The sequence below is a fragment of the Pseudomonas ficuserectae genome (assembly GCF_024584585.1).
Taxonomy (GTDB): Bacteria; Pseudomonadota; Gammaproteobacteria; order Pseudomonadales; family Pseudomonadaceae; genus Aquipseudomonas; species Aquipseudomonas amygdali.
The window spans coordinates 6,001,003-6,020,755 of the sequence record NZ_CP085684.1 but is presented as its reverse complement, the minus strand read 5'-3'; the positions used below and the strand labels follow the sequence as shown (position 1 = coordinate 6,020,755).

20 protein-coding genes are annotated in these 19,753 nt (G+C 58.9%); 11 read left to right on the top strand and 9 right to left on the bottom strand.

Annotated features, from left to right (window positions below):
• The first annotated feature begins 4 nt into the window (after positions 1-4).
• The 4 genes from hflC (at position 5) to cfaB (ending at position 5,490) form a co-directional block, all read left to right on the top strand.
• Positions 5-1,042 (top strand): protease modulator HflC, encoded by a 1,038-nt coding sequence (gene hflC, locus LJU29_RS27060; RefSeq protein WP_057402112.1) that lies wholly within the window; start codon positions 5-7, stop codon positions 1,040-1,042.
• Positions 1,039-2,109, top strand: a complete 1,071-nt coding sequence (gene hflK, locus LJU29_RS27055) for a protease modulator HflK (protein WP_257111449.1) — start codon at positions 1,039-1,041, stop codon at positions 2,107-2,109. The genes hflC and hflK overlap by 4 nt, the downstream gene beginning before the upstream one ends.
• A complete protein-coding gene (locus tag LJU29_RS27050; RefSeq protein WP_257111448.1) occupies positions 2,106-4,031 on the top strand; it encodes a cation-translocating P-type ATPase in 1,926 nt (641 codons plus the stop codon). The genes hflK and LJU29_RS27050 overlap by 4 nt, the downstream gene beginning before the upstream one ends.
• A 271-nt stretch (positions 4,032-4,302) precedes the next feature.
• Positions 4,303-5,490, top strand: coding sequence for a C17 cyclopropane fatty acid synthase CfaB (gene cfaB / locus LJU29_RS27045; protein ID WP_004659139.1), 1,188 nt, complete (start codon positions 4,303-4,305; stop codon positions 5,488-5,490).
• 97 nt (positions 5,491-5,587) lie between these two features.
• Here cfaB and LJU29_RS27040 read toward each other — a convergent pair whose 3' ends face one another.
• From LJU29_RS27040 to cls, 3 genes are all read right to left on the bottom strand, one after another.
• Positions 5,588-6,175, bottom strand: a complete 588-nt coding sequence (locus LJU29_RS27040) for a putative adenosine monophosphate-protein transferase Fic (RefSeq protein WP_005744902.1) — start codon at positions 6,173-6,175, stop codon at positions 5,588-5,590.
• A gap of 3 nt (positions 6,176-6,178) precedes the next feature.
• On the bottom strand, positions 6,179-6,649 hold the full coding sequence (locus LJU29_RS27035) for a YhfG family protein (RefSeq protein WP_257111447.1): 471 nt from the start codon (positions 6,647-6,649) through the stop codon (positions 6,179-6,181).
• A 104-nt stretch (positions 6,650-6,753) separates the two neighbouring features.
• Positions 6,754-8,193, bottom strand: coding sequence for a cardiolipin synthase (gene cls, locus LJU29_RS27030; protein ID WP_005744900.1), 1,440 nt, complete (start codon positions 8,191-8,193; stop codon positions 6,754-6,756).
• A 169-nt stretch (positions 8,194-8,362) separates the two neighbouring features.
• Here cls and LJU29_RS27025 point away from each other — a divergent pair, with 169 nt between their 5' ends.
• Both LJU29_RS27025 and LJU29_RS27020 read left to right on the top strand, forming a co-directional pair.
• Complete coding sequence (locus LJU29_RS27025) at positions 8,363-8,884, top strand: DUF3617 domain-containing protein (RefSeq protein WP_054995540.1); 522 nt, start codon at positions 8,363-8,365, stop codon at positions 8,882-8,884.
• Between the two features lie 199 nt (positions 8,885-9,083).
• The gene (locus tag LJU29_RS27020) at positions 9,084-10,310 is read left to right on the top strand and encodes an N-acetylmuramoyl-L-alanine amidase (RefSeq protein ID WP_057423542.1); all 1,227 of its coding nucleotides are present in this window, start codon (positions 9,084-9,086) and stop codon (positions 10,308-10,310) included.
• Positions 10,311-10,315: 5 nt separating this feature from the next.
• Here the strand turns inward: LJU29_RS27020 and LJU29_RS27015 are convergent, their stop codons facing one another.
• The gene (locus LJU29_RS27015) at positions 10,316-10,699 is read right to left on the bottom strand and encodes a hypothetical protein (RefSeq protein ID WP_016982157.1); all 384 of its coding nucleotides are present in this window, start codon (positions 10,697-10,699) and stop codon (positions 10,316-10,318) included.
• Positions 10,700-10,839: 140 nt separating this feature from the next.
• Between LJU29_RS27015 and zigA the strand changes: the two genes are divergently transcribed.
• Complete coding sequence (zigA, locus tag LJU29_RS27010) at positions 10,840-12,051, top strand: zinc metallochaperone GTPase ZigA (protein ID WP_004659130.1); 1,212 nt, start codon at positions 10,840-10,842, stop codon at positions 12,049-12,051.
• Complete coding sequence (locus tag LJU29_RS27005) at positions 12,051-12,701, top strand: DUF1826 domain-containing protein (RefSeq protein ID WP_002555926.1); 651 nt, start codon at positions 12,051-12,053, stop codon at positions 12,699-12,701. Before zigA ends, LJU29_RS27005 begins: the two co-directional genes overlap by 1 nt.
• Before the next feature lie 4 nt (positions 12,702-12,705).
• Here the strand turns inward: LJU29_RS27005 and LJU29_RS27000 are convergent, their stop codons facing one another.
• Positions 12,706-13,080: a hypothetical protein gene (locus LJU29_RS27000; RefSeq protein WP_054995542.1), complete on the bottom strand. Its 375-nt coding sequence runs from the start codon at positions 13,078-13,080 to the stop codon at positions 12,706-12,708.
• 52 nt (positions 13,081-13,132) lie between these two features.
• Between LJU29_RS27000 and LJU29_RS26995 the strand changes: the two genes are divergently transcribed.
• The gene (locus tag LJU29_RS26995) at positions 13,133-14,104 is read left to right on the top strand and encodes a CobW family GTP-binding protein (RefSeq protein WP_257111446.1); all 972 of its coding nucleotides are present in this window, start codon (positions 13,133-13,135) and stop codon (positions 14,102-14,104) included.
• 109 nt (positions 14,105-14,213) lie between these two features.
• Here LJU29_RS26995 and LJU29_RS26990 read toward each other — a convergent pair whose 3' ends face one another.
• Positions 14,214-14,606: a DUF3301 domain-containing protein gene (locus tag LJU29_RS26990; RefSeq protein WP_004659125.1), complete on the bottom strand. Its 393-nt coding sequence runs from the start codon at positions 14,604-14,606 to the stop codon at positions 14,214-14,216.
• A 118-nt stretch (positions 14,607-14,724) separates the two neighbouring features.
• Here LJU29_RS26990 and pdxY point away from each other — a divergent pair, with 118 nt between their 5' ends.
• Positions 14,725-15,591 (top strand): pyridoxal kinase PdxY, encoded by an 867-nt coding sequence (pdxY, locus tag LJU29_RS26985; RefSeq protein ID WP_005756976.1) that lies wholly within the window; start codon positions 14,725-14,727, stop codon positions 15,589-15,591.
• Between the two features lie 47 nt (positions 15,592-15,638).
• On the opposite strand, the gene LJU29_RS26980 is transcribed toward pdxY, so the two are convergent.
• On the bottom strand, positions 15,639-16,124 hold the full coding sequence (locus LJU29_RS26980; RefSeq protein WP_002555921.1) for an acyl-CoA thioesterase: 486 nt from the start codon (positions 16,122-16,124) through the stop codon (positions 15,639-15,641).
• A gap of 293 nt (positions 16,125-16,417) precedes the next feature.
• Here LJU29_RS26980 and LJU29_RS26975 point away from each other — a divergent pair, with 293 nt between their 5' ends.
• Entirely contained in the window at positions 16,418-18,181 is a 1,764-nt protein-coding gene (locus LJU29_RS26975; protein WP_011169911.1) for a cation:proton antiporter, read from the top strand.
• A 40-nt stretch (positions 18,182-18,221) separates the two neighbouring features.
• Here LJU29_RS26975 and LJU29_RS26970 read toward each other — a convergent pair whose 3' ends face one another.
• Together LJU29_RS26970 and LJU29_RS26965 are read right to left on the bottom strand one after the other, a co-directional pair.
• Entirely contained in the window at positions 18,222-18,629 is a 408-nt protein-coding gene (locus LJU29_RS26970; protein ID WP_004659120.1) for an SMI1/KNR4 family protein, read from the bottom strand.
• A gap of 130 nt (positions 18,630-18,759) precedes the next feature.
• Complete coding sequence (locus LJU29_RS26965; protein WP_002555918.1) at positions 18,760-19,602, bottom strand: Tim44 domain-containing protein; 843 nt, start codon at positions 19,600-19,602, stop codon at positions 18,760-18,762.
• Positions 19,603-19,753 lie beyond the last annotated feature (151 nt).

Here is a 19,753-nt window from a genome sequence, read left to right as displayed (position 1 = left end):
TCCCTTGAGTCTGTTTCATCATCATCACGATCACGCCGACCACGATAGCCATGACAGTCACGGTCATGGCGGCCACGGCCATCATCACCATCATCATGGCGCGACCGGTCCGGCAGCGTTCCCTTGGCGACGGGCAAGCCTGGCGGCGGTGCTGATCGCCTTCGCGATTGCGGCGGCGAGCCTGGTGCAGGTGCGCTCGGGTGAAGCGACCGTCGTCACCCGCTTCGGCAATCCTTCCCGCGTTCTGCTCGACCCGGGCCTTAACTGGCGCTGGCCCGCACCGTTCGAAGCGACCATTCCGGTGGATCTGCGTCTGCGTACCACATCCAGCGGTTTGCAGGATGTCGGCACCCGCGACGGCTTGCGCATCATCGTTCAGGCCTATGTGGCGTGGCAGGTACAGGGCGATGCCGATAACGTGCAGCGCTTCATGCGCGCGGTACAAAACCAGCCCGACGAAGCAGCGCGGCAGATCCGCACCTTTGTCGGCTCGGCGCTGGAAACCACCGCGAGCAGTTTCGACCTGTCCAGTCTGGTGAACACCGACGCCAACAAGGTGAATATCACCGCGTTCGAAAATCAGTTGCGTCAGCAGATCGATCAGCAACTGCTGGCGACCTATGGCGTTCGTGTTCTGCAGGTAGGCGTAGAACGACTGACCTTGCCGTCGGTGACGCTCAACGCCACCGTGGATCGCATGCGCGCCGAGCGCGAGACCATCGCCACCGAGCGGACCGCCGTGGGCAAGCGTGAAGCGGCGCAGATTCGTTCGGCAGCCGAGCGCGACGCGCGCATTGTCGAGGCCGATGCCACGGTCAAGGCGGCCGATATCGAAGCGCAGTCCCGGGTTGAAGCCGCGCAGATCTATGGCCGCGCCTATGCGGGTTCGCCGCAGCTCTACAACCTGCTGCGCTCGCTGGACACACTGGGCACCATCGTGACGCCGGGCACTCGCCTGATACTGCGCACCGACGCCGCGCCATTCCGCGTGCTGGTCGATGGCCCGCCATCGCTGGACGGCAAGAGCGGAACGCAGCCATGAGCCAACCGGTCGACGAGCCCGTAACGCAACGACCGCCTGCCAACAGCCCATGGTTGCAGGCGAGCCGACTGGCGTTCATCGGACTGTATGGCGTGACCCTGCTGGCTGCGCTTGCCTGGGCGACGTCCAACGTGCGCCAGATCGATCCGCAGAACCGTGCCGTGGTCATGCGCTTCGGCGCGCTCGATCGGGTGCAGAACGCAGGATTGCTGACCGACTGGCCGCAGCCGTTCGAGCAGGTAGTGCTGCTGCCCTCGGCTGATCGGGTGATCGAGCGACGGGTGGAAACCTTGCTGCGCTCGCCAGCGGCACTCAAAGCCGATGAAATCGCGACCCTGTCGGCGCCGATGAGCGATGCTCTGGCTGGTTCCGGTTTTCTGCTGACCGGTGATGCCGGTGTGGTGCAGCTGGACGTCACCGTGTTCTACAAAGTGACTGACCCCAACGCCTTCGTATTGCAGGGCGATCATGTATTGCCCGCACTGGACCGGCTGGTCAATCGCAGCGCCGTGGCGCTGACTGCAGCGCGAGACCTGGACACCATTCTGGTTGCCCGCCCCGAGCTGATCGGCGCTGACAGCCAGGCAGCAGAGCGCCGTGAGCGGCTGCGCGGCGACCTGGTGCGCGGTATCAATCAACGCCTGACTGAACTCAACGCGACAGGGATGGGCATTGGCGTCGAAGTCGCTCGGGTGGATGTGCAGTCGAGCCTGCCGACGTCGGCGGTCAATGCTTTCAATGCCGTGCTGACGGCCAGTCAGCAGGCCGACCAGGCCGTGGCCAACGCACGCACGGATGCAGAAAAACTGACCCAGACCGCTAATCAACACGCTGACCGGACCCTGCAAGTGGCGCATGCACAGGCTTCCGAGCGCCTGGCCAAGGCACAGGCAGCCACCGCGACCGTCGTCAGCCTGACGCGGTCTGCCGAGAACCGCAGCGATCCCGGCCTCATGCAGCGCCTTTACCGTGAACGTGTGCCGGGCATTCTGCATCAGGCAGGTTCGGTCACCACCGTCGATCCCAAAGACGATTCCCGCCTGATCATTCAGGGAGCACCGCAATGAGTGGCGAAGCCGTTCACACCCATCACGCCATCAAACCGCAAGCGGATGGCAGTCTGCTGAGCAACGCGGAGCAGCGTAGCGCAGCCCGGCAATTGACCCTCGCGATGCTGGCGCTGGGCCTGTTGGCATTGGGTCTGGTCTGGCGTTTTTTCGCTCCGGAACAGGCAGGTGTCAGCCAATTGCTGTTGGGCGCTGCCTCGCTGCTGGTGGCGATACCTGTGATCAGCGCCGGTTGGCACAGCCTGCGGCATCCAAGCCTGCATGGCATCACCGATCAGTTGATCGCGCTGGCGATGCTCGGTGCCTGGGCCACTGGCGATCTGATGACCGCCGCCTTGCTGCCGATCATCATGATCTTCGGCCATGTGCTGGAAGAACGCAGCGTGATCGGCTCGCAGGAGGCCATTGAAGCGCTGGGTCGTCTGACCCGTAGCCAGGCACGCTTACTGGGGCCTGATGGCAATATTCGCGAGGTCGACAACGCAACGCTCAAGGCTGGCGATCAGGTTGAAGTGCGTGCAGGTGACCGGGTCCCGGCGGATGGTCGGGTTCTTTCCGGGCAGGCCAGTCTGGACACTTCATCGATTACCGGCGAGTCGGTGCCGCTGGAAGCCAGTATCGGCATCGAAGTGTTTGGTGGGGCGATCAACCTGGACGGGCTGCTGCGTATCGAAGTGACCCGCATCGGCGATGAGTCCACGCTGGGCAAGGTCATCGCGCTGATGCAGAGCGCTGAGCGTTCCAAGCCGCCGATCACACGCCTGCTGGAACGCTACGCAGGCAGCTACATGGTGCTGGTTTTGCTGATCGCGGCGCTGACCTGGTTTATTACTCAGGATGCTCAGGCGATGCTGGCGGTGCTGGTGGCTGCCTGTCCCTGCGCACTGGTGCTTTCGGCTCCGGCCACGGCCATCGCCGGTATCGCAGTCGCCGCGCGGCACGGCATTTTGATCCGCAGTTCGGCGTTTCTCGAAGAACTGGCTGACCTGAACTCACTGGTTGTGGATAAAACCGGCACCCTGACCTATGGCCGACTGCGCTTGCAGTCGGTGCAGGCTGAAGGGGCGCAGCATCCGCAATTGCTCGAACTGGCGGCCAGCCTGGGGTCGGCCAGCAGTCACCCGGTCAGCCGTGCATTGGCCGGGCTTGTGGATAACACTCGGCTGCTGCCGTTGCTGGACACCCGTGAGCGGCAGGGACTGGGTGTGGTGGCGTCCACCGGGCAGGGTGAGGCAGCGCTGGGCCGTCCGGAATTGTTCGAGCAGCTGGGCATTGTCACCCCCGGCGTACCTGCACATGACGGCCCGCTGGCCGGGTTGTCGCTGGATGGTGTTTTTCTGGCCTGGCTGCTGCTGGCCGACAGCGTCAAGCCTGAAGCGCAGGCTGCGCTGTTTGAATTACGTGAGCTGGGCATGGGACGGCAGTTGCTGTTGACCGGTGACCGACAAAGCGTGGCCGACAACCTGGCACACGATATTGGCATAGCAGACGTTCAGGCGCAGGCATTGCCGGAGGACAAACTGAACCGTGTCATGGGCGAGATCGCCAGTGGCTTCCGGCCGATGGTGGTCGGCGACGGGGTCAACGATTCGCTGGCTCTCAAGGCAGGCGTGGTCGGCGTCGCGATGGGGGCGGGCGGGGCGGACATTGCCCTGGCTTCCGCCGATATCGTGCTGATCGGCAACGATCTGCGTCGTCTGGGCACCTGTGTGCGGCTCAGCCGTCAGTGCCGTCAGACCTTGCAGGTCAACGTGATCATCGGTCTGGGCTGGACGCTGGCCATCGTTGCGCTGGCCGCCTTTGGTCTGCTCGGCGCTGCCGGCGCGATGGTCGCAGCTATCCTGCACAATCTGAGCACCTTGTTGGTGTTGGGCAATGCTGGACGTCTGCTGCGCTTTCAGGAGCCATTGCTGAAGCTCTAGGCATTTGGTGAACGACAAGGCTCAAGCCAGCGGCGCTGATCAGCGCTATAAAACGGCTTGAGCTTTGACGAATTCTGTTACAAATTAAGAGCTGTCTTTCAGTGCGTGATCCAAATTCAGGCTGTCTTTCGGCTCGAATCAGTGGGCACAGGGCTGTTCCCCGAAGTTGATTCATTGCAGTTTTGCCGTCGCCAATAGCCTTTGCGGGCCCTCTTGCGGGGCCCTTGCTGGATTACTCTTTTTGAGTTTCTGGATAAGGGGGTGATTTTGAATGCTTACACAACTTCCAACGACCTTGCAGAACCTTCATCTGCCGTTACGGCTCAAGCTCTGGGACGGCCATCAGATGGACCTGGGGCCTGCGCCCAGCGTCACGATAGTGGTCAAGGACCCGCAACTGGTTTCCGATTTCAACCACCCCAGCCTGGGCTTGCTCGGCAGTGCCTTCGTAGAGGGGCGGCTGGAGCTGGAAGGTTCGATCAGCGAAGTTGTCCGGGTTTGCGATGAACTGACTCATGCCCTTGTGGATGATGATGACAGCACCGACAACCCGATCCGCGTCCAGCATGACAAGGACACTGACGCCGCGTCGATTGCCTACCATTACGACGTATCCAACGACTTCTACCAGCTCTGGCTCGACAAAGAGATGGTCTACTCCTGCGCGTACTTCAAGACCGGTGACGAATCGCTCGAGCAGGCGCAGCAGGATAAATTCCACCACCTGTGCCGCAAGTTACGGCTCAAGCCAGGTGAGTATCTGCTGGACGTGGGGTGCGGCTGGGGCGGACTGGCGCGGTTTGCCGCTCGCGAATATGGCGCGAAGGTTTTCGGCATCACGCTCAGCGAGCAACAACTGACGCTGGCCCGTCAACGAGTGCAGGCCGAGGGCTTGCAGGACAAGGTCGACCTGCAACTGCTCGACTACCGCGACCTGCCGCAGGATGCGCGCTTCGACAAGGTGGTCAGCGTCGGTATGTTCGAGCACGTAGGGCACGCTAACTTGCCGTTGTATGCGCAATGCCTGTTCGGTGCGGTGAAGGAGGGCGGCCTGGTCATGAATCACGGGATCACCGCGCGGCATACGGATGGGCGTCCTGTCGGGCGCGGTGCCGGGGAGTTCATCGACCGCTATGTATTCCCCAACGGCGAGCTGCCGCACGTGGCCATGATCAGCGCCCATATCAGTGAAGCCGGGCTGGAAATAGTCGACGTGGAAAGCCTGCGCCCGCACTACGCCAGAACGCTGGAACACTGGAGCGCGCGGCTTGAATCAAGGCTCGGCGAAGCCGCCCGTATCGTGCCCGAACATACCCTGCGCATCTGGCGTCTGTACCTGGCGGGCTGCGCCTATGGATTCGCCAAGGGCTGGATCAACCTGCACCAGATACTCGCCGTGAAGCCCTTTGCCGATGGCAAGACCGGGTTGCCGCTGACGCGGGAGGATATTTATGGATGAGCTTTAGTTACGAATATCGAGGCCGGGATACTCTGAGAGTCTTAAGTGTCTTAAGTGTCTTGAGCACGCAAGGCGGCGTTCGTGCTCGGCAGGCCGATTAGCAGAGGGTTACGATGCGCTCGAATATGTCTTTCATGGGGCCATAGTTCACGTTGACGCCATCAATATTGGCCCTTACCCATTCCTCCTGACTGACGGTTGCCCAATCGAGCTCATAGCCTGCAGACAAGGCAAGGTGCTCAAAGAGAATGCGCTGAACCCTGCCGTTGCCTTCGCGGAAGGGGTGAATCATATTGAGTTCACAGTAATACTCTGCCAAGCCTCCGCAAAAAGCGTCTTTGTCCAATGCGCCCAGCCAGTTTTTCTTCTGAAGACTGGCAAAAATTTTAGCCGCCTCCACCTCAATTCGTGCGCAGGTACAAAAGCGAGTTCCACCTTTTGAAATATCGACACTTCTGATGTTTCCGGCCCACTCATAGAGGTCGGAAAAGAGTAGGTGATGCAGCTGTTTTAAATTGTCGAGACTGTAAGGAGGTGCGACGTACTGGACGCGATTAACGGTAACGGCAGTGATGTCTCGCTCTGCTGCTTCAAGGTCATCCATGTCTTGAATGTTCAGCTTGTTTTTCAGTACCGATGAGCCGGGATAGCAATAGTGGTCATGAGAAGCATCGTATCTGTCCATTGATCATCTTCTGTGCTTGGCCAGTATCATCTCCAAAGACGTTTTCTCGTCGGTGAAGGGTATGTGGATTCCTTCCAGTTTCGAACTGCTAATGAAATTTCTGTGTTTCTTCTCTTCAAAGCGCTTACGCGGGTCAACAACCGTACGACCGAGAACATACAGTGAGCATGTTTGTATCAGCCGGTCGAGCTCTGCTTGATTGTGTGCCGTTATTTGAAAACCCAGGCTTTTTGAGAGTTTGCGTTTGGCTTCTCTGAAGGTGTTTTCATGGGCGGCCATGTGGACGGAGGTCTTACTCGCCAAGAGCGCGGTTTTCAGAACACTCAGTTTCGAAAATAACGCTACCCAGCCATTGACCCCGAGCTTCAACATCAGCTGAGTTTCGATGCACCTCTTCACTTCAATAAATGTTCCGAGCTTTTGCAGGTCGTCTATTCGATCAGCCTGTAACACCTGCTGCAGCGACGCCTTCATTTTGAGCCTCGTAAAATCCATTGATGCGCGTGGTTAGCAAAATTCTAGTGAAAATTCATTGGTTATCCAATGCTTGAGGTGCAACAAGTAGTACACCTGAATCTTCAAAGAATCGGTGAAATCAGCCGCGCCACGCGCATACCCAGTTGATGCAGGCGCCGCGTTTCGTGGCTTTCCTGCACGGATATTTCGCGGGCGAGGTTGAAGTCGGCAGTGAGCATGGATTCCACCTGGCTGGAGAAGTCGCTGTCGACCGTCAGTAGCATCAGTTCGAAGTTGAGGCGGAACGAGCGGTTGTCGAGGTTTGCGCTGCCTATGGCAGTGATGTCGTTGTCGACCAGCACGACCTTCTGGTGCAGGAAGCCTGGTTCGTAACGGAATACCCGCACGCCGGCACGCACGGCATCGAAGGCGTACAGGCTGGAGGCGGCATAGACCACATAATGATCAGGCCGTGAGGGCAGCAGCAGGCGCACATCCACCCCGCGCAGTACCGCCAGGGTCAGCGCAGCGGTCACGGCTTCGTCAGGTATGAAGTAAGGGCTGGTGATCCATACGCGCTCTTCGGCAGCGTGGATGGCTTCGACGAAGAACAGCGAGCAGGTTTCCTGCGCATCGGCCGGGCCACTGGTCAGCAGCTGGCAGAGCACACCATCCTCGGGAAACTCATCGGGCAGGCTCAATGGTGGCAGCTCGCGGGTGGCCCAGAACCAGTCTTCGGCGAACGACTCCTGCAGGCAGGCGACCACCGGGCCGATGACTTCTACATGGGTGTCGCGCCAGGGAGCCAGCGGCGGCTTCAGCCCCATGTATTCATCACCGACGTTATGCCCGCCCATGTAGCCTTTCAGGCCATCGACGACGACGATCTTGCGGTGGTTGCGGAAGTTGATCTGAAAGCGATTCAACCAGCCGCCACGTGTGGCAAAGGCTTTTATCTGCACGCCACCGTCACGCAATTTGTCGATGTAGGCCCCCGGCAGTGCGTGGCTGCCGATCCGGTCATAAAGGACAAAGATGCCTACGCCCTCGGCGGCTTTTTCCAGCAGCAGTGTTTGCAGCTGGCGACCGAGGTTGTCGTCATGAATGATGAAGAACTGAATCAGGATTGTCTTTTTCGCCTCACGGATGGCTTTGAAGATCGCTCCGAAGGTTTCCTCACCATTAATCAATAACCTGACTTTGTTGTTGGCCAGTGCAGGCATGTTTCCCAACTTGGGCATGGCGCGTAACGCTGCATAGGCATCCGAGCGACGTGCTGCCACAGCTTCCTCGATCCACGGCCGCCAGTTGAGGCTGCCAATCGCAATGCGCATTTCCTGGTTGGCCTGGCGACGCGCCTTGATGTACGCGTCGAACGAGCTTCTGCCGAACACCAGATAAGGCAGCAGGGTGAAATACGGAATGAACAGCAGCGGCATCGCCCAGGCAATCGCACCTTGAGAGGTACGCACCGTCAGCAGCGCGTGAATGGCGGCGCCTGTGCCCAGCAAATGAATGAAGCCGAGGACATAACCGAAAAAGTACGGGTCGTGATAATCCATGTGGAACAATGCTCCTCGTCTTTGCTGCCTAACAGACCACAGCTGAACGGGAATGTCGCTATTTTATTACCCATGCAACTGGGCGACGTCTGTGCCGTCTAAGGCTTATCTTCCGGCTGGATGATTCCGGCCCCGTTTACATCTGCAATCGTCCATCAGGAATCTTGAAATGAACAAACGCATATTGGCCTGGATGTTTTGCCTGGCTACCCCCCTGGCTCAAGCGCAGATGCTGCAACCTGGCTTGTGGGAACTGACTTCTAGCAATATGAAGGTGGACGGACAGCAATTGCCGGACATGCAATTGATGCTGGGGCAATTGCAGAATCTGCCGCCTGAGCAGCGCGCCATGATGGAACAGATGATGAAGAAGCAGGGCGTGTCGCTCGGCGGCAAGGGCGTGAGAGCCTGCCTGACACAGGCTCAGGTACAGTCTGACAACATTCCGCTGACTGATCCGGCTTCCGGATGTACGCAAAAAATTACCGCGCGAAATGGCAAGACCTGGAATTTTCAGTTTAGCTGCCCGAAAGCTCAGGGCACCGGGCAGGCGCAGTTCCTTAGTGATCGTGAGTTCACCACAAAAGTGGTAGGTACTTTTAACGCCACTGGTCAGCAACAGAATGGCAGCATGGACACTCGCGCTGTATGGCTGGGACCACAGTGCGGCAATGTCGTCCCGCGTACCTGATCAAATTCAGAGGGTTATGTTCCACGTGGAACACTCTGTCTGAAGGCGGTGATTTTTTGTCACGTTGGCGAGGTGCCAGATGACGGAATCTTCATGAAGGGCTTCATGTTTCGTCCGTAACTGCATGTTATATTGTTACTAATGATGTGGATGAACCCTTCGTGAGCCGGGATGCTCAATTTGCTCTTTGAGACGTTCCATGCACCGACGCCAAGTGTTGCTCAACATGCTGCTGGCCAGCGCGGCTCTGACGTTGCCGTTGGGTGCCTATGCCACACAGATTCGTAACGCCCGCCTGTGGCGTACCAACGACAAGCTGCGCCTGGTCCTCGACCTTAGCGGCCCGGTGCAGTACAAAACTTTCACGCTTACCGCCCCCGACCGTCTGATCATCGATGTCAGCGGTTCGCGGCTGACCGGCGACTTCAGCCAGCTGGCGCTGGACCGTACCGTTATCAAATCCATTCGCTCCGGGCACTACGGCCAGGGTGACGACACGCGCATCGTGCTGGACCTGACCGCGCCAGTGCAGCTCAATAGTTTTCTGCTCGGCCCGGAAGGTGGGCAGGGGCACCGGTTGGTGCTGGACATGAGTTCCACGGCCCATGCGCCCGTGCAGATGGCTGAGCTGCCGCCACCGGTGCCCGTCCCGATCCAGACCAACAAGGCGCACACCGGACGCGACATCATGGTGGTGGTCGATGCCGGTCATGGCGGCAAGGACCCGGGCGCTGTAGGTTCTCGGGGTGAACGCGAAAAAGATGTGGTGCTTTCCATCGCGCAGTTGCTGGCCAAACGCCTGAAGCGCGAGAAGGGTTTCGACGTGCGTCTGGTGCGCAACGATGACTTCTTCGTACCGCTGCGCAAGCGCGTCGAGTTCGCGCACAAGTCCAACGCCGACATGTTCATCTCCGTACATGCCGACGCAGCGCCTCGTCTGACGGCCTCTGGTGCTTCGGTGTTTGCCCTTTCCGAAGGCGGTGCAACCTCGGCAACGGCGCGTTTCATGGCTCAGCGAGAAAACGGTGCCGATTTGTTGGGTGCCTCGTCGCTGCTCAACCTCAAGGACAAGGATCCGATGCTCGCCGGGGTGATTCTCGACATGTCGATGAACGCTACCATTGCAGCCAGCCTGCAACTGGGCCACACCGTTCTCGGCAGTCTGGAAGGCATTACCACGTTGCATCAGAAGCGTGTCGAGCAGGCCGGGTTCGCCGTGCTCAAGTCACCGGACGTACCGTCGATTCTGGTCGAAACCGGGTTTATCTCCAACAGTCGAGACAGTCAGCGTCTGGTCACAGCGCGCCATCAGCAGGCCGTTGCAGACGGCTTGTTCAATGGCCTGCAGCGCTATTTCCAGCGCAACCCGCCAGTGGATTCGCACATGGCCTGGCTGCAAGCGCAGAAGCAGGAACAGCAGGTCTGAGCAGGTCAACGGCAGCCGTTCAGCCGACTGCAGGTGATCTTGCTACGCGTACCGCTCGAGCTGGACACCCGCGTGATTGTTGTCCAGCCCACGCGCTGGACAGTGCCTACCCAGGCTTCGCCATTGGAAGCCAGCCCGGTAAAAAACGTCAGCTGACCATAGCGACTGTTGGTCTGCGTCCAGCGGCGCTTATCGAGTACCTCGTAACCCTTCAACCAGGTCGTCGATCCGGCGGTGGTCACGCTGTAGCTATTGCCTTGGGCATCGCTGCACGCCAGCACCGTCGCGCTACGCGTACAGGTGGCGAGGTCGGCAGAAGGCCTGGGTGGTGCTGCCATCAAGTGCGCGCTGATCAACATCGCCACCAAACCTGTTGAAACCCGTCTCATGAAGATCCCTTCACCAACGCCGTAGCTATTATGTGTTGTTATACTATAATATCTCGGTGTGATTAGAGCCGGCTGCCTGAGGGATTCGTTGCAGCCGACATGAACAAGGTTCAAGCCTTGCAGCTGCCTGGAGAATCCTGATGGCAAATCTTCTACCCGTTACCGTTCTGTCCGGTTTTCTAGGGGCCGGTAAAAGCACTTTACTCAATTATGTGCTGCGTAATCGTGAAAACCTGCGGGTTGCCGTAATAGTCAACGATATGAGTGAGATCAATATCGACGGCAGCGAAGTTCAGCGCGATGTCAGCCTGAACCGTGCGGAAGAAAAGTTGATCGAGATGAGCAATGGCTGCATCTGCTGCACCTTGCGCGAGGACTTGCTCGAAGAGGTCAGTCGTCTTGCTCAGGACGGTCGTTTTGACTATTTATTGATCGAATCCACTGGAATCTCCGAACCACTGCCAGTGGCCGAGACCTTCACTTTTCGTGACGAAGCTGGCAAAAGCCTGATGGATCTGGCGCGTCTGGACACCATGGTCACCGTCGTCGATGGCGTGAATTTTCTGCTCGACTACGAAGCGGCGGACGGCTTGTCCACACGCGGTGAAAGCCTGGGTGAAGACGATGACCGCTCGATTACCGACCTGCTGATCGAGCAGATCGAATTTGCCGACGTCATCCTGCTCAGCAAGATCGACCTGATCAGCTCCAGTGAGCGTGAAGAGCTGATGGCGATCCTGAAGCGCCTCAACCCCGAAGCCGAGATTGTGCCGATGGTGATGGGCCAGGTGCCGTTGGCGACGATTCTCAACACCGGGCGTTTTGACTTCCAGCGCGCGTCTCAGGCCCCGGGCTGGCTCAAGGAAATGCGCGGCGAACACACGCCGGAAACCGAAGAGTACGGCATAGCATCAACTGCCTATCGTGCCCGGCGCCCGTTCCATCCGGAGCGTTTTTTCAATTTCATCAATCGCCCATGGACCAATGGCAAACTGCTGCGCTCCAAAGGCTTCTTCTGGCTGGCCAGCAAATACAAGGATGCAGGTAGCTGGTCGCAGGCGGGCGGCTTGATGCGCCACGGTTTTGCCGGACGCTGGTGGCGCTTCGTGAACCGTGAAAGCTGGCCAGAGGACAGAGAAAGCGTCAAATCCATTCTGGAGAACTGGTCGACTGAAACCGGTGACTGCCGTCAGGAACTGGTGTTCATTGGCCAGAACATCGATTTTGCACGGCTGACCGCCGAGCTGGATAACTGCCTGCTCACTGATGCGGAAATGGAGGCGGGTGTCGAGCGCTGGCGAACGCTGGCCGACCCTTTTGGCGACTGGTACGAAGAAGAGGTGGCTGCCTGATGCTGGCCTATCGTTTGAATGACAAGAACGCCGTTCGTCAGGCACACGGCGGCACGCCTGAGGTATTGAGCGAGATCCTCCAGGATGACGTCAACCTTGCGGTCTGGCAGCGTCAGTTGCCTGCGCACATCGAAGATTTCGGTGCCTTGTTGCTGTCGATGGGCGAGCCCCTTGCCGAGTCCATGCCCCTGCAAGTAAGGGGGGGTGAAGTCGAGCCTGACCTGACCACGCTGGCTCGGGGATATTCCGATTTGCAGGGATATCAGGGTTTCATTGCCGACGTTTCCTGGCTGGTCAGCGCTTATGCCTGTCTGCTGGGTGCCGAGTGCGTTGGCCTGCGCCTGCGGGTGCTCGATAAAGCCATGTGCCCGCGTTTCCATGTCGATCATGTGCCGGTGCGCCTCATCACCACTTATGGCGGGGTGGGCAGCCAGTGGCTGCATGAAGACGTCATGGACCGCAAACAACTCGGTCGCCTCGATGCCGAGCCCACCAATGCCGCCGACATCCAGCAGATCAACAGCGGGGAAGTGGCGTTGCTCAAGGGTGAACGCTGGCACGGTAACGAGGGGTTCGGTTTGATCCATCGCTCGCCGCAACTGCTGCGTAACGAGCGCAGGTTGATTCTGACGCTGGACTGGCTGGACTGAAGCTTTATTCAGGCGTTACCCATTGCCCCTTGCTCTGGCCTTCACAGAAGGGCTTGAGGTACAGCGCGTCACGGGCGACCCCGTAATAGTGAATGTGCTCGCGATACGGCAGATTGGCGACCTGCGCATTGCGACAGACACCGAAGGCACCTGCCGGGCACTGTTGCGAGTAGGTCGTTTCGGTCTTCTGCCCGGCCAGTTGTGGCTTGCAGAAGCTGTCGTGGAACAGGTCTGCCGGGATATTGATATTTTCCTGGCAGACTTTCACATCCAGCCTTTCGGCCTGGCTGTGGACCAGACACGCCTCGGCCCACGCCGTACCCGAACTCACTGTCAGCAGTATCAGTGCCAGGCGGACGGGCAGCCACATCACTTGCATCATTACCCTTCCTTGCTCTTCAATGACCCACGCATTCGTCAAAAGTGATCCCATGCTGCAAAACATACCGACGCATGTCATCGGTGGCCCGCTGGGCGCCGGCAAGACCAGCCTGATCAAACGCCTGCTGGCGCAGAAACCCGCCCATGAACGCTGGGCCGTGTTAATCAATGAGTTCGGACAGATCGGTCTGGATGCCGCCCTGCTGACCACGGATGCCGATGGTATCGCACTTGGCGAAGTGGCTGGCGGCTGCCTGTGTTGCGTCAATGGCGTGCCGTTCCAGATCGGTCTGGGGCGGTTGTTGCGCAAGGCCCGGCCTGATCGTCTGCTGATCGAGCCTTCGGGGTTGGGTCATCCTGCGCAACTCATGGCGCAATTGCGCGAGGCGCCCTGGCGCGGCGTCCTGAATGTTCAGCCCGGCGTGGTGGTGCTGGACGCGCAAGCAATGCTCGCCGGACAACCGTTGCCGAGCACTCAGCAGGAAGCACTGGCGGATGCAGGGCTTGTGGCCATGAACAAGTCCGAGCAACTGGATGAAGTCTCTCGCTTGGCATTGGCCGAGCAGTTGCTGCCGCACGCCTTGATCTGGACCCGATACGGGGAGCTGCACCCGAGCCAGATACCAGGGTTCAACAGCGCTGCCGTTGTGGATAAACAGGCTGTGGATAAGTTGATGCTGCCCAACAGCGTTGGCCAGTTGCCTGCGCTATGGGTCGACCCGAAGGTACCGATCTGCCTGATTCAGGCCAGTGCTGAAAGCTGGAGCATCGGCTGGCGCTGGCATCCCTCGCAGCGCTTCGACCTGCAGCGCATTCTGTACTGGCTGGAAAGCATTGAGTGGCGGCGCGCGAAGATGGTTATCCACAGCGAAGGCGGCTGGTATTCCGGCAACGTGGTCGACGGTGCTCCGCTGGCCTGGCAAATCAGCGAATGGCGTCAGGATTCACGCCTGGAATTGATCTTCTCTACACCGCAGGATGTGGATAAGTTGCAGGCGCAGATGGTGGAGTGTCTGGCGTGATGCGCCGCTTGCTCGCGAAGGCGACCCTTCAAACGCCCTCTTTTCGGGGGCTTTGACGCCCTCTTCGCGAGCAAGCTCGCTCCCACAACTATTTGCATTTAACCAGCCGCTATTGCTTCCATTTCTGATGCGATTGACGCCACTCGCTCATTTGAATAATTTCAGCGCTGGGTGGTGGCGTCTTGATTTCAAACGGGTAGGGTGCCAGTTCGATTTGCGCAGTGTGCGCGCCGAACATGGTGATCGTGCCAGGGTGACGCTGCTCGCCGGTCACCGTGAACTCGAAGCCATACACGCGGGCCAAGCGCTTGCGACCCTGAGCGTCGAGGGCAAAGGTCAGGCGGCGCAGGGCAACGGCGTCGTCCAGCAGTTGCAGCTCAAGGCGTGCACAATGCTGCTTGACGCGCGCCAGCGCTTTCTCTCGCAGACCATGGGCGTGCCACCACCATGCCGCAGCACTTGCGAACAGCATCAGCACGAAGATGTTTCCCAGGGTCAGCATGACGGAGTGCTCCAGCGTAGGAGTCACCAGCTTAACTGCCCTGAGTGATTTACAGCCATACTGCGCAACTTATATTTCTCATTATTGCATTTGCATCGTGTTCAGGATTCCGCCCCCAATGAAACGTACGCCTCACTTGCTCGCTATCCAGTCCCATGTGGTATTCGGCCACGCCGGCAACAGCGCAGCGGTGTTCCCGATGCAGCGTATCGGGGTCAATGTCTGGCCGCTCAATACGGTTCAGTTTTCCAACCACACACAATACAAGCAGTGGACAGGCGAAGTGCTGGCCCCGCAGCAGATTCCCGCGCTGATCGAGGGGATAGCCGCCATCGGCGAACTGGGCAACTGTGATGCCGTGCTGTCCGGGTATCTGGGCAGTGCGGCGCAGGGCAGGGCGATTCTGACCGGCGTGGCGCGCATCAAGGCTGCCAATCCGAAGGCGCTGTACCTGTGCGACCCGGTGATGGGCCATCCTGAAAAAGGCTGCATCGTTGCGCCTGAAGTCAGCGACTTCCTGCTGGAAGAGGCTGCGGCCATGGCTGATTTCATGTGCCCCAATCAACTGGAGCTGGACAGCTTCTCTGGCCGCAAGCCCGAATCGCTGGCCGACTGCCTGGCGATGGCGCGGGCCTTGCTGGCGCGGGGTCCCAAAGCGGTTGTCGTCAAACACCTTGATTACCCCGGCAAGGCTGCCGACGGCTTTGAAATGCTGTTGGTGACCGCCGAGGCAAGCTGGCACCTGCGTCGCCCGCTATTGGCATTTCCACGTCAGCCGGTCGGTGTGGGGGATCTGACGTCCGGGTTGTTCCTGTCACGCATTTTACTGGGCGACGATCTGGTCGCAGCGTTCGAATTCACCGCAGCGGCAGTCCACGAAGTGTTGCTGGAAACGCAGGCTTGCGGCAGTTACGAGCTGGAACTGGTGCGCGCTCAGGATCGCATCGCGCGCCCACGGGTGAAGTTCGACGCTGTGCGTCTGTAACCTTCAGAGGTAACCGAGGGCTCAGCATCCATGTCTGAGCCTGTCTCTTACAAGGCTTCTTCCTTGATGTCCTGGTAACGCTTTTCCAGTTCCTGACGAATCTGGCGGCGTTGTTGCGCCTGAATGAAACGACGCTTGCCTTCCGGGGTTTCCGGTTCCAAAGGCGGTACGCTGGCGGGTTTGCGATTGTCGTCCACGGCAACCATGGTGAAAAAGCAGCTGTTGGAATGGCGTACCGAGCGCTCGCGGATGTTTTCGGTGACCACCTTGATGCCCACCTCCATGGACGTGTTGCCGGTGTAATTGACCGACGCAAGGAAGGTCACCAGTTCGCCGACATGCACCGGCTCGCGAAAAATCACCTGATCCACCGACAGCGTTACCACATAGCGTCCGGCGTAGCGGCTGGCACACGCGTAGGCCACTTCGTCCAGGTACTTGAGCAACGTACCGCCGTGTACATTGCCAGAGAAGTTGGCCATGTCCGGGGTCATCAATACAGTCATCGACAGCTGGGCGTTTCCGGGTTCCATAGCGTACTCACACGGTCAAGGTGTTCAAGGGGCGCCTATGCTGGCGCTCAATGGGGCTTGCGACAGTTATCGGGACGCTGGCCAGCAGGCGGCCGTCACGCGTCATAACTATCTGTTTCCATATATTGCACCGGCTTTATGTCGAAGGGGGCGGTGTTAACCTGCAAAAACCCGTGGATCGGGAATTTTCCTACGCTTTCATCCGATTTTGATGGCGCAATTACCCGCCGACGCCGTTGCAAGAACAGCGCCAGCGGTTTTGGGAGTCATCACCCACAAGGAGCCGTACTCCCATGCATGCCATCAATTTCATTCAGGATCTGGCAGTAATCATGCTGGTGGCCGGCGTGGTGACCATCCTTTTTCACCGTCTCAGGCAGCCAGTGGTGCTCGGTTATATCGTGGCGGGCTTCATTATCGGTCCGCATACACCACCGGTCAGCCTGATTCACGATGAGGACACCATCAAGATTCTGGCCGAGCTGGGAGTGATTTTCCTGATGTTCTGCCTGGGGCTGGAATTCAGCCTGCGCAAGTTGTTCAAGGTCGGCGCGACGGCGTTCATCGCGGCGTTCCTGGAAATTGCCCTGATGATCTGGATCGGCTACGAGATCGGCCAGTTCTTTGGCTGGAAAACCATGGACTCGCTGTTTCTCGGCGCGATTCTGGCGATCTCTTCCACCACCATCATCGTCAAGGCGCTCAACGACCTGAAGATGAAGAACCAGCATTTTGCCCAGTTGATCTTCGGTGTGCTGATCGTCGAAGACATTCTCGGCATCGGCATTATTGCGCTGTTGTCCGGCATCGCAGTCAGCGGCTCCGTCAGTTCGGGGGAAGTGTTTTCCACGGTCGGCAAATTGTCGCTGTTCATGATCGTAGCGCTGGTGATCGGGATTCTGCTGGTGCCCCGTTTGCTGTCTTATGTCGCCAGGTTCGAAAGCAATGAAATGCTGTTGATTACCGTGCTGGGCCTGTGTTTCGGCTTCTGCCTGCTGGTGGTCAAGCTGGAATACAGCATGGTGCTGGGCGCGTTCCTGATCGGCGCTATCATGGCCGAGTCGCGTGAGCTGCTGAAAATCGAGCGATTGATAGAACCGGTTCGCGACATGTTCAGCGCAATCTTTTTTGTCGCCATCGGTTTGATGATCGACCCGAAAATCCTGCTGGAATATGCCTGGCCGATTGCAGTCATCACTGTCGCTGTGGTGCTGGGCAAGATGCTGTCCTGCGGTCTGGGTGCCTTTATCGCAGGCAACGATGGCCGTACCTCGCTGCGCGTGGGCATGGGACTGTCACAGATTGGCGAGTTTTCCTTCATCATCGCGGCGCTGGGCATGACCCTGCAGGTCACCAGCGACTTTCTCTACCCGGTGGCAGTGGCGGTATCAGCCATTACTACTTTGCTGACGCCCTATCTGATTCGCGGTGCTGATCCGCTGTCACTCAAGCTGGCGTCGATAATGCCCCGGCGGGTGGCGCGGGTGTTCGGCATGTACGGTGAATGGCTGCGCAGCATTCAGCCGCAAGGGCAAAGTGCAGTGCTTGCCGGGATGATCCGGAGGATTCTGCTACAGGTCGGGGTCAATCTGGCGCTGGTAATGGCGATTTTCTTCAGCGGTGGCTACTTTGCCGAGCGTCTTGGCGGATACATGGACGAATGGGTGGCCGATGTCAGTCACCAGAAAGCCTGGATCTGCGGCGCGGCGTTGCTGCTGTCGCTGCCGTTTCTGATTGCGGCGTATCGCAAGCTCAAGGCGCTGTCGATGCTGCTGGCGGAGATGGGCGTCAAACCCGAGATGGCGGGCCGACATACCGTGCGGGTGCGCAAGGTCGTGGCGGAAGTGATTCCGCTGTTGTCGCTGGTGGTGATTTTCGTGATGCTGGCAGCATTGTCGGCAAGCATTCTGCCTGCCAACGAATTGCTGCTGGTCATCGCCCTGATTGCCGCTCTGGTTGCGGCGCTGCTCTGGCGCTGGCTGATCCGCGTGCATACGCGGATGCAGATCGCGCTGCTGGAGACGCTGGGCAATAATCAGGAATCGTCCGGGCATTGAGCCCGGCGATTACCTTACAGTCTTTACCGAACGGGGTGTCTCAGCTTTCCAGCCAGACATCCCGAGCCCAGTGCCAGACTGACTCCCAGCTTTCCTCGGTGACCAGTTCCTCTTCGGCGGACCACAGCACGACCGTGCCGTCTTCCTCGACGCAGTAGTAGTCGTCGCCGTCCTGGCAGATCGGAATCAGCTCGCGCGGCACGCCCAGATCCCAGGCCGTGGCGGCCACGTCCGGCAAATAGGTGTGCGACTGCGGATCGGTCACGGTGACGGGCTCAAGGCTGCCGTACACCACATCGCTGACCGTCAGGAGAAACTCTTTGAAGACGAACGGAATATTGATGAACAGTTGTTCTTCAATTTCGACCAGTTGGTCTTCGTCTGGCAGCTCAAGCGGAACCGGGACCGGTTCGTTTGCTTCACGCAGTTGTTCGATGACTTCTTCCACGACACAGATCCTCTCACTTGATGGCGCGGGTTATACAGTAGCGTAAAGCCTTTCTCAAAATAACTATCCGAACGGATAAGCAAAAACCCCGGACATGTCCGGGGTTCTGAACGCGAGAAAGGAATCTGGTTCAACCGTTCTGGCGAATTCCTGCTACCAGCCACGGCTGGTTATCACCCTGTGGGCGCTCCATATTCCAGCTTTCGCTGAACACTTCGCCCTGGTCGAAGCGCGACGACTTGGACACGCCCGAGAAGGTCAGGGTAGCGATGGTCTTGTCGGCGCGATCATCCACACCGTCCAGTTGAACCTGGAGGTTGTCGATGTATGTCGACTGAAAGCCATCGCCCAGGTCCGCACGTTCCTTTTTCAGGAACTGCAGCATTTGCGGGGTAACGAACTCGGCGATCTTGTCCATTTCGTTGGCGTCCCAGTGCTGCTGCAGCGACTGGAAGTGGCCACGAGCGGCTTCCAGAAAGCGCTCTTCGTTGAACCAGGCCGGGGCGTTGATCACTGGCGCAGCGGAGGCCGGTGAGGAACTGCCGAAGATCGGGTTCTGCGCAGGCTGGCTGCTTTCACGCTGGTACGGTGCACCGGCAGCGGCCATTTTCGGCTGTTGCTGCTGACGACGACGCGCAATGAAGCGGAAAATCAGGAAGGCGATGAGACCCATGATCAGGATGTCGAACAGTTGCAGGCCGTTGAAGCCGTCACCCATGAACATCGACGCGAGCAGGCCACCGGCAGCGATACCGGCCAATGGGCCCAGCCAGCGCGACGCACCGCTTGCCGCAGGCGCAGGACGGCCAGCAGCGTTAGGCGCTGCCGCAGGCGTGGAGGGTGCGGCCTGACGTGTCTGATGCGTAGGCGCCGAGCCCATGCTTTTGCCGCCACCGAAACGCGCGGCGTTCACATCCAGACTCATGGTGAGCCCGATGCACAGCGCCATCGCGATGCTTAAAAAACGTTGCATAAGGGTATTCCCGTTTTGTGATTGCACGCGCGCCATGTTGCACAGCAGATGACTACATGACCAGCGCGTTAGTGTTTCGGACTTTTACATAAATAGCGTAGGACTTTTCAGCGCGCTTCGTAAGACTTGTGATTAGCCCCACGCACCGAGG

Excerpts from the sequence above, each read along its gene's own strand:
- hflK (WP_257111449.1), top strand. The coding sequence starts at position 1,039 with ATGAGCCAACCGGTCGACGAGCCCGTAACGCAACGACCGCCTGCCAAC.
- LJU29_RS27050 (WP_257111448.1), top strand. The coding sequence starts at position 2,106 with ATGAGTGGCGAAGCCGTTCACACCCATCACGCCATCAAACCGCAAGCG.
- cfaB (WP_004659139.1), top strand. The coding sequence starts at position 4,303 with ATGCTTACACAACTTCCAACGACCTTGCAGAACCTTCATCTGCCGTTA.
- LJU29_RS27040 (WP_005744902.1), bottom strand. The coding sequence starts at position 6,175 with ATGGACAGATACGATGCTTCTCATGACCACTATTGCTATCCCGGCTCA.
- LJU29_RS27035 (WP_257111447.1), bottom strand. The coding sequence starts at position 6,649 with ATGAAGGCGTCGCTGCAGCAGGTGTTACAGGCTGATCGAATAGACGAC.
- cls (WP_005744900.1), bottom strand. The coding sequence starts at position 8,193 with ATGGATTATCACGACCCGTACTTTTTCGGTTATGTCCTCGGCTTCATT.
- LJU29_RS27025 (WP_054995540.1), top strand. The coding sequence starts at position 8,363 with ATGAACAAACGCATATTGGCCTGGATGTTTTGCCTGGCTACCCCCCTG.
- LJU29_RS27020 (WP_057423542.1), top strand. The coding sequence starts at position 9,084 with ATGCACCGACGCCAAGTGTTGCTCAACATGCTGCTGGCCAGCGCGGCT.
- LJU29_RS27015 (WP_016982157.1), bottom strand. The coding sequence starts at position 10,699 with ATGAGACGGGTTTCAACAGGTTTGGTGGCGATGTTGATCAGCGCGCAC.
- zigA (WP_004659130.1), top strand. The coding sequence starts at position 10,840 with ATGGCAAATCTTCTACCCGTTACCGTTCTGTCCGGTTTTCTAGGGGCC.
- LJU29_RS27005 (WP_002555926.1), top strand. The coding sequence starts at position 12,051 with ATGCTGGCCTATCGTTTGAATGACAAGAACGCCGTTCGTCAGGCACAC.
- LJU29_RS27000 (WP_054995542.1), bottom strand. The coding sequence starts at position 13,080 with ATGCAAGTGATGTGGCTGCCCGTCCGCCTGGCACTGATACTGCTGACA.
- LJU29_RS26995 (WP_257111446.1), top strand. The coding sequence starts at position 13,133 with ATGCTGCAAAACATACCGACGCATGTCATCGGTGGCCCGCTGGGCGCC.
- LJU29_RS26990 (WP_004659125.1), bottom strand. The coding sequence starts at position 14,606 with ATGCTGACCCTGGGAAACATCTTCGTGCTGATGCTGTTCGCAAGTGCT.
- pdxY (WP_005756976.1), top strand. The coding sequence starts at position 14,725 with ATGAAACGTACGCCTCACTTGCTCGCTATCCAGTCCCATGTGGTATTC.
- LJU29_RS26980 (WP_002555921.1), bottom strand. The coding sequence starts at position 16,124 with ATGGAACCCGGAAACGCCCAGCTGTCGATGACTGTATTGATGACCCCG.
- LJU29_RS26975 (WP_011169911.1), top strand. The coding sequence starts at position 16,418 with ATGCATGCCATCAATTTCATTCAGGATCTGGCAGTAATCATGCTGGTG.
- LJU29_RS26965 (WP_002555918.1), bottom strand. The coding sequence starts at position 19,602 with ATGCAACGTTTTTTAAGCATCGCGATGGCGCTGTGCATCGGGCTCACC.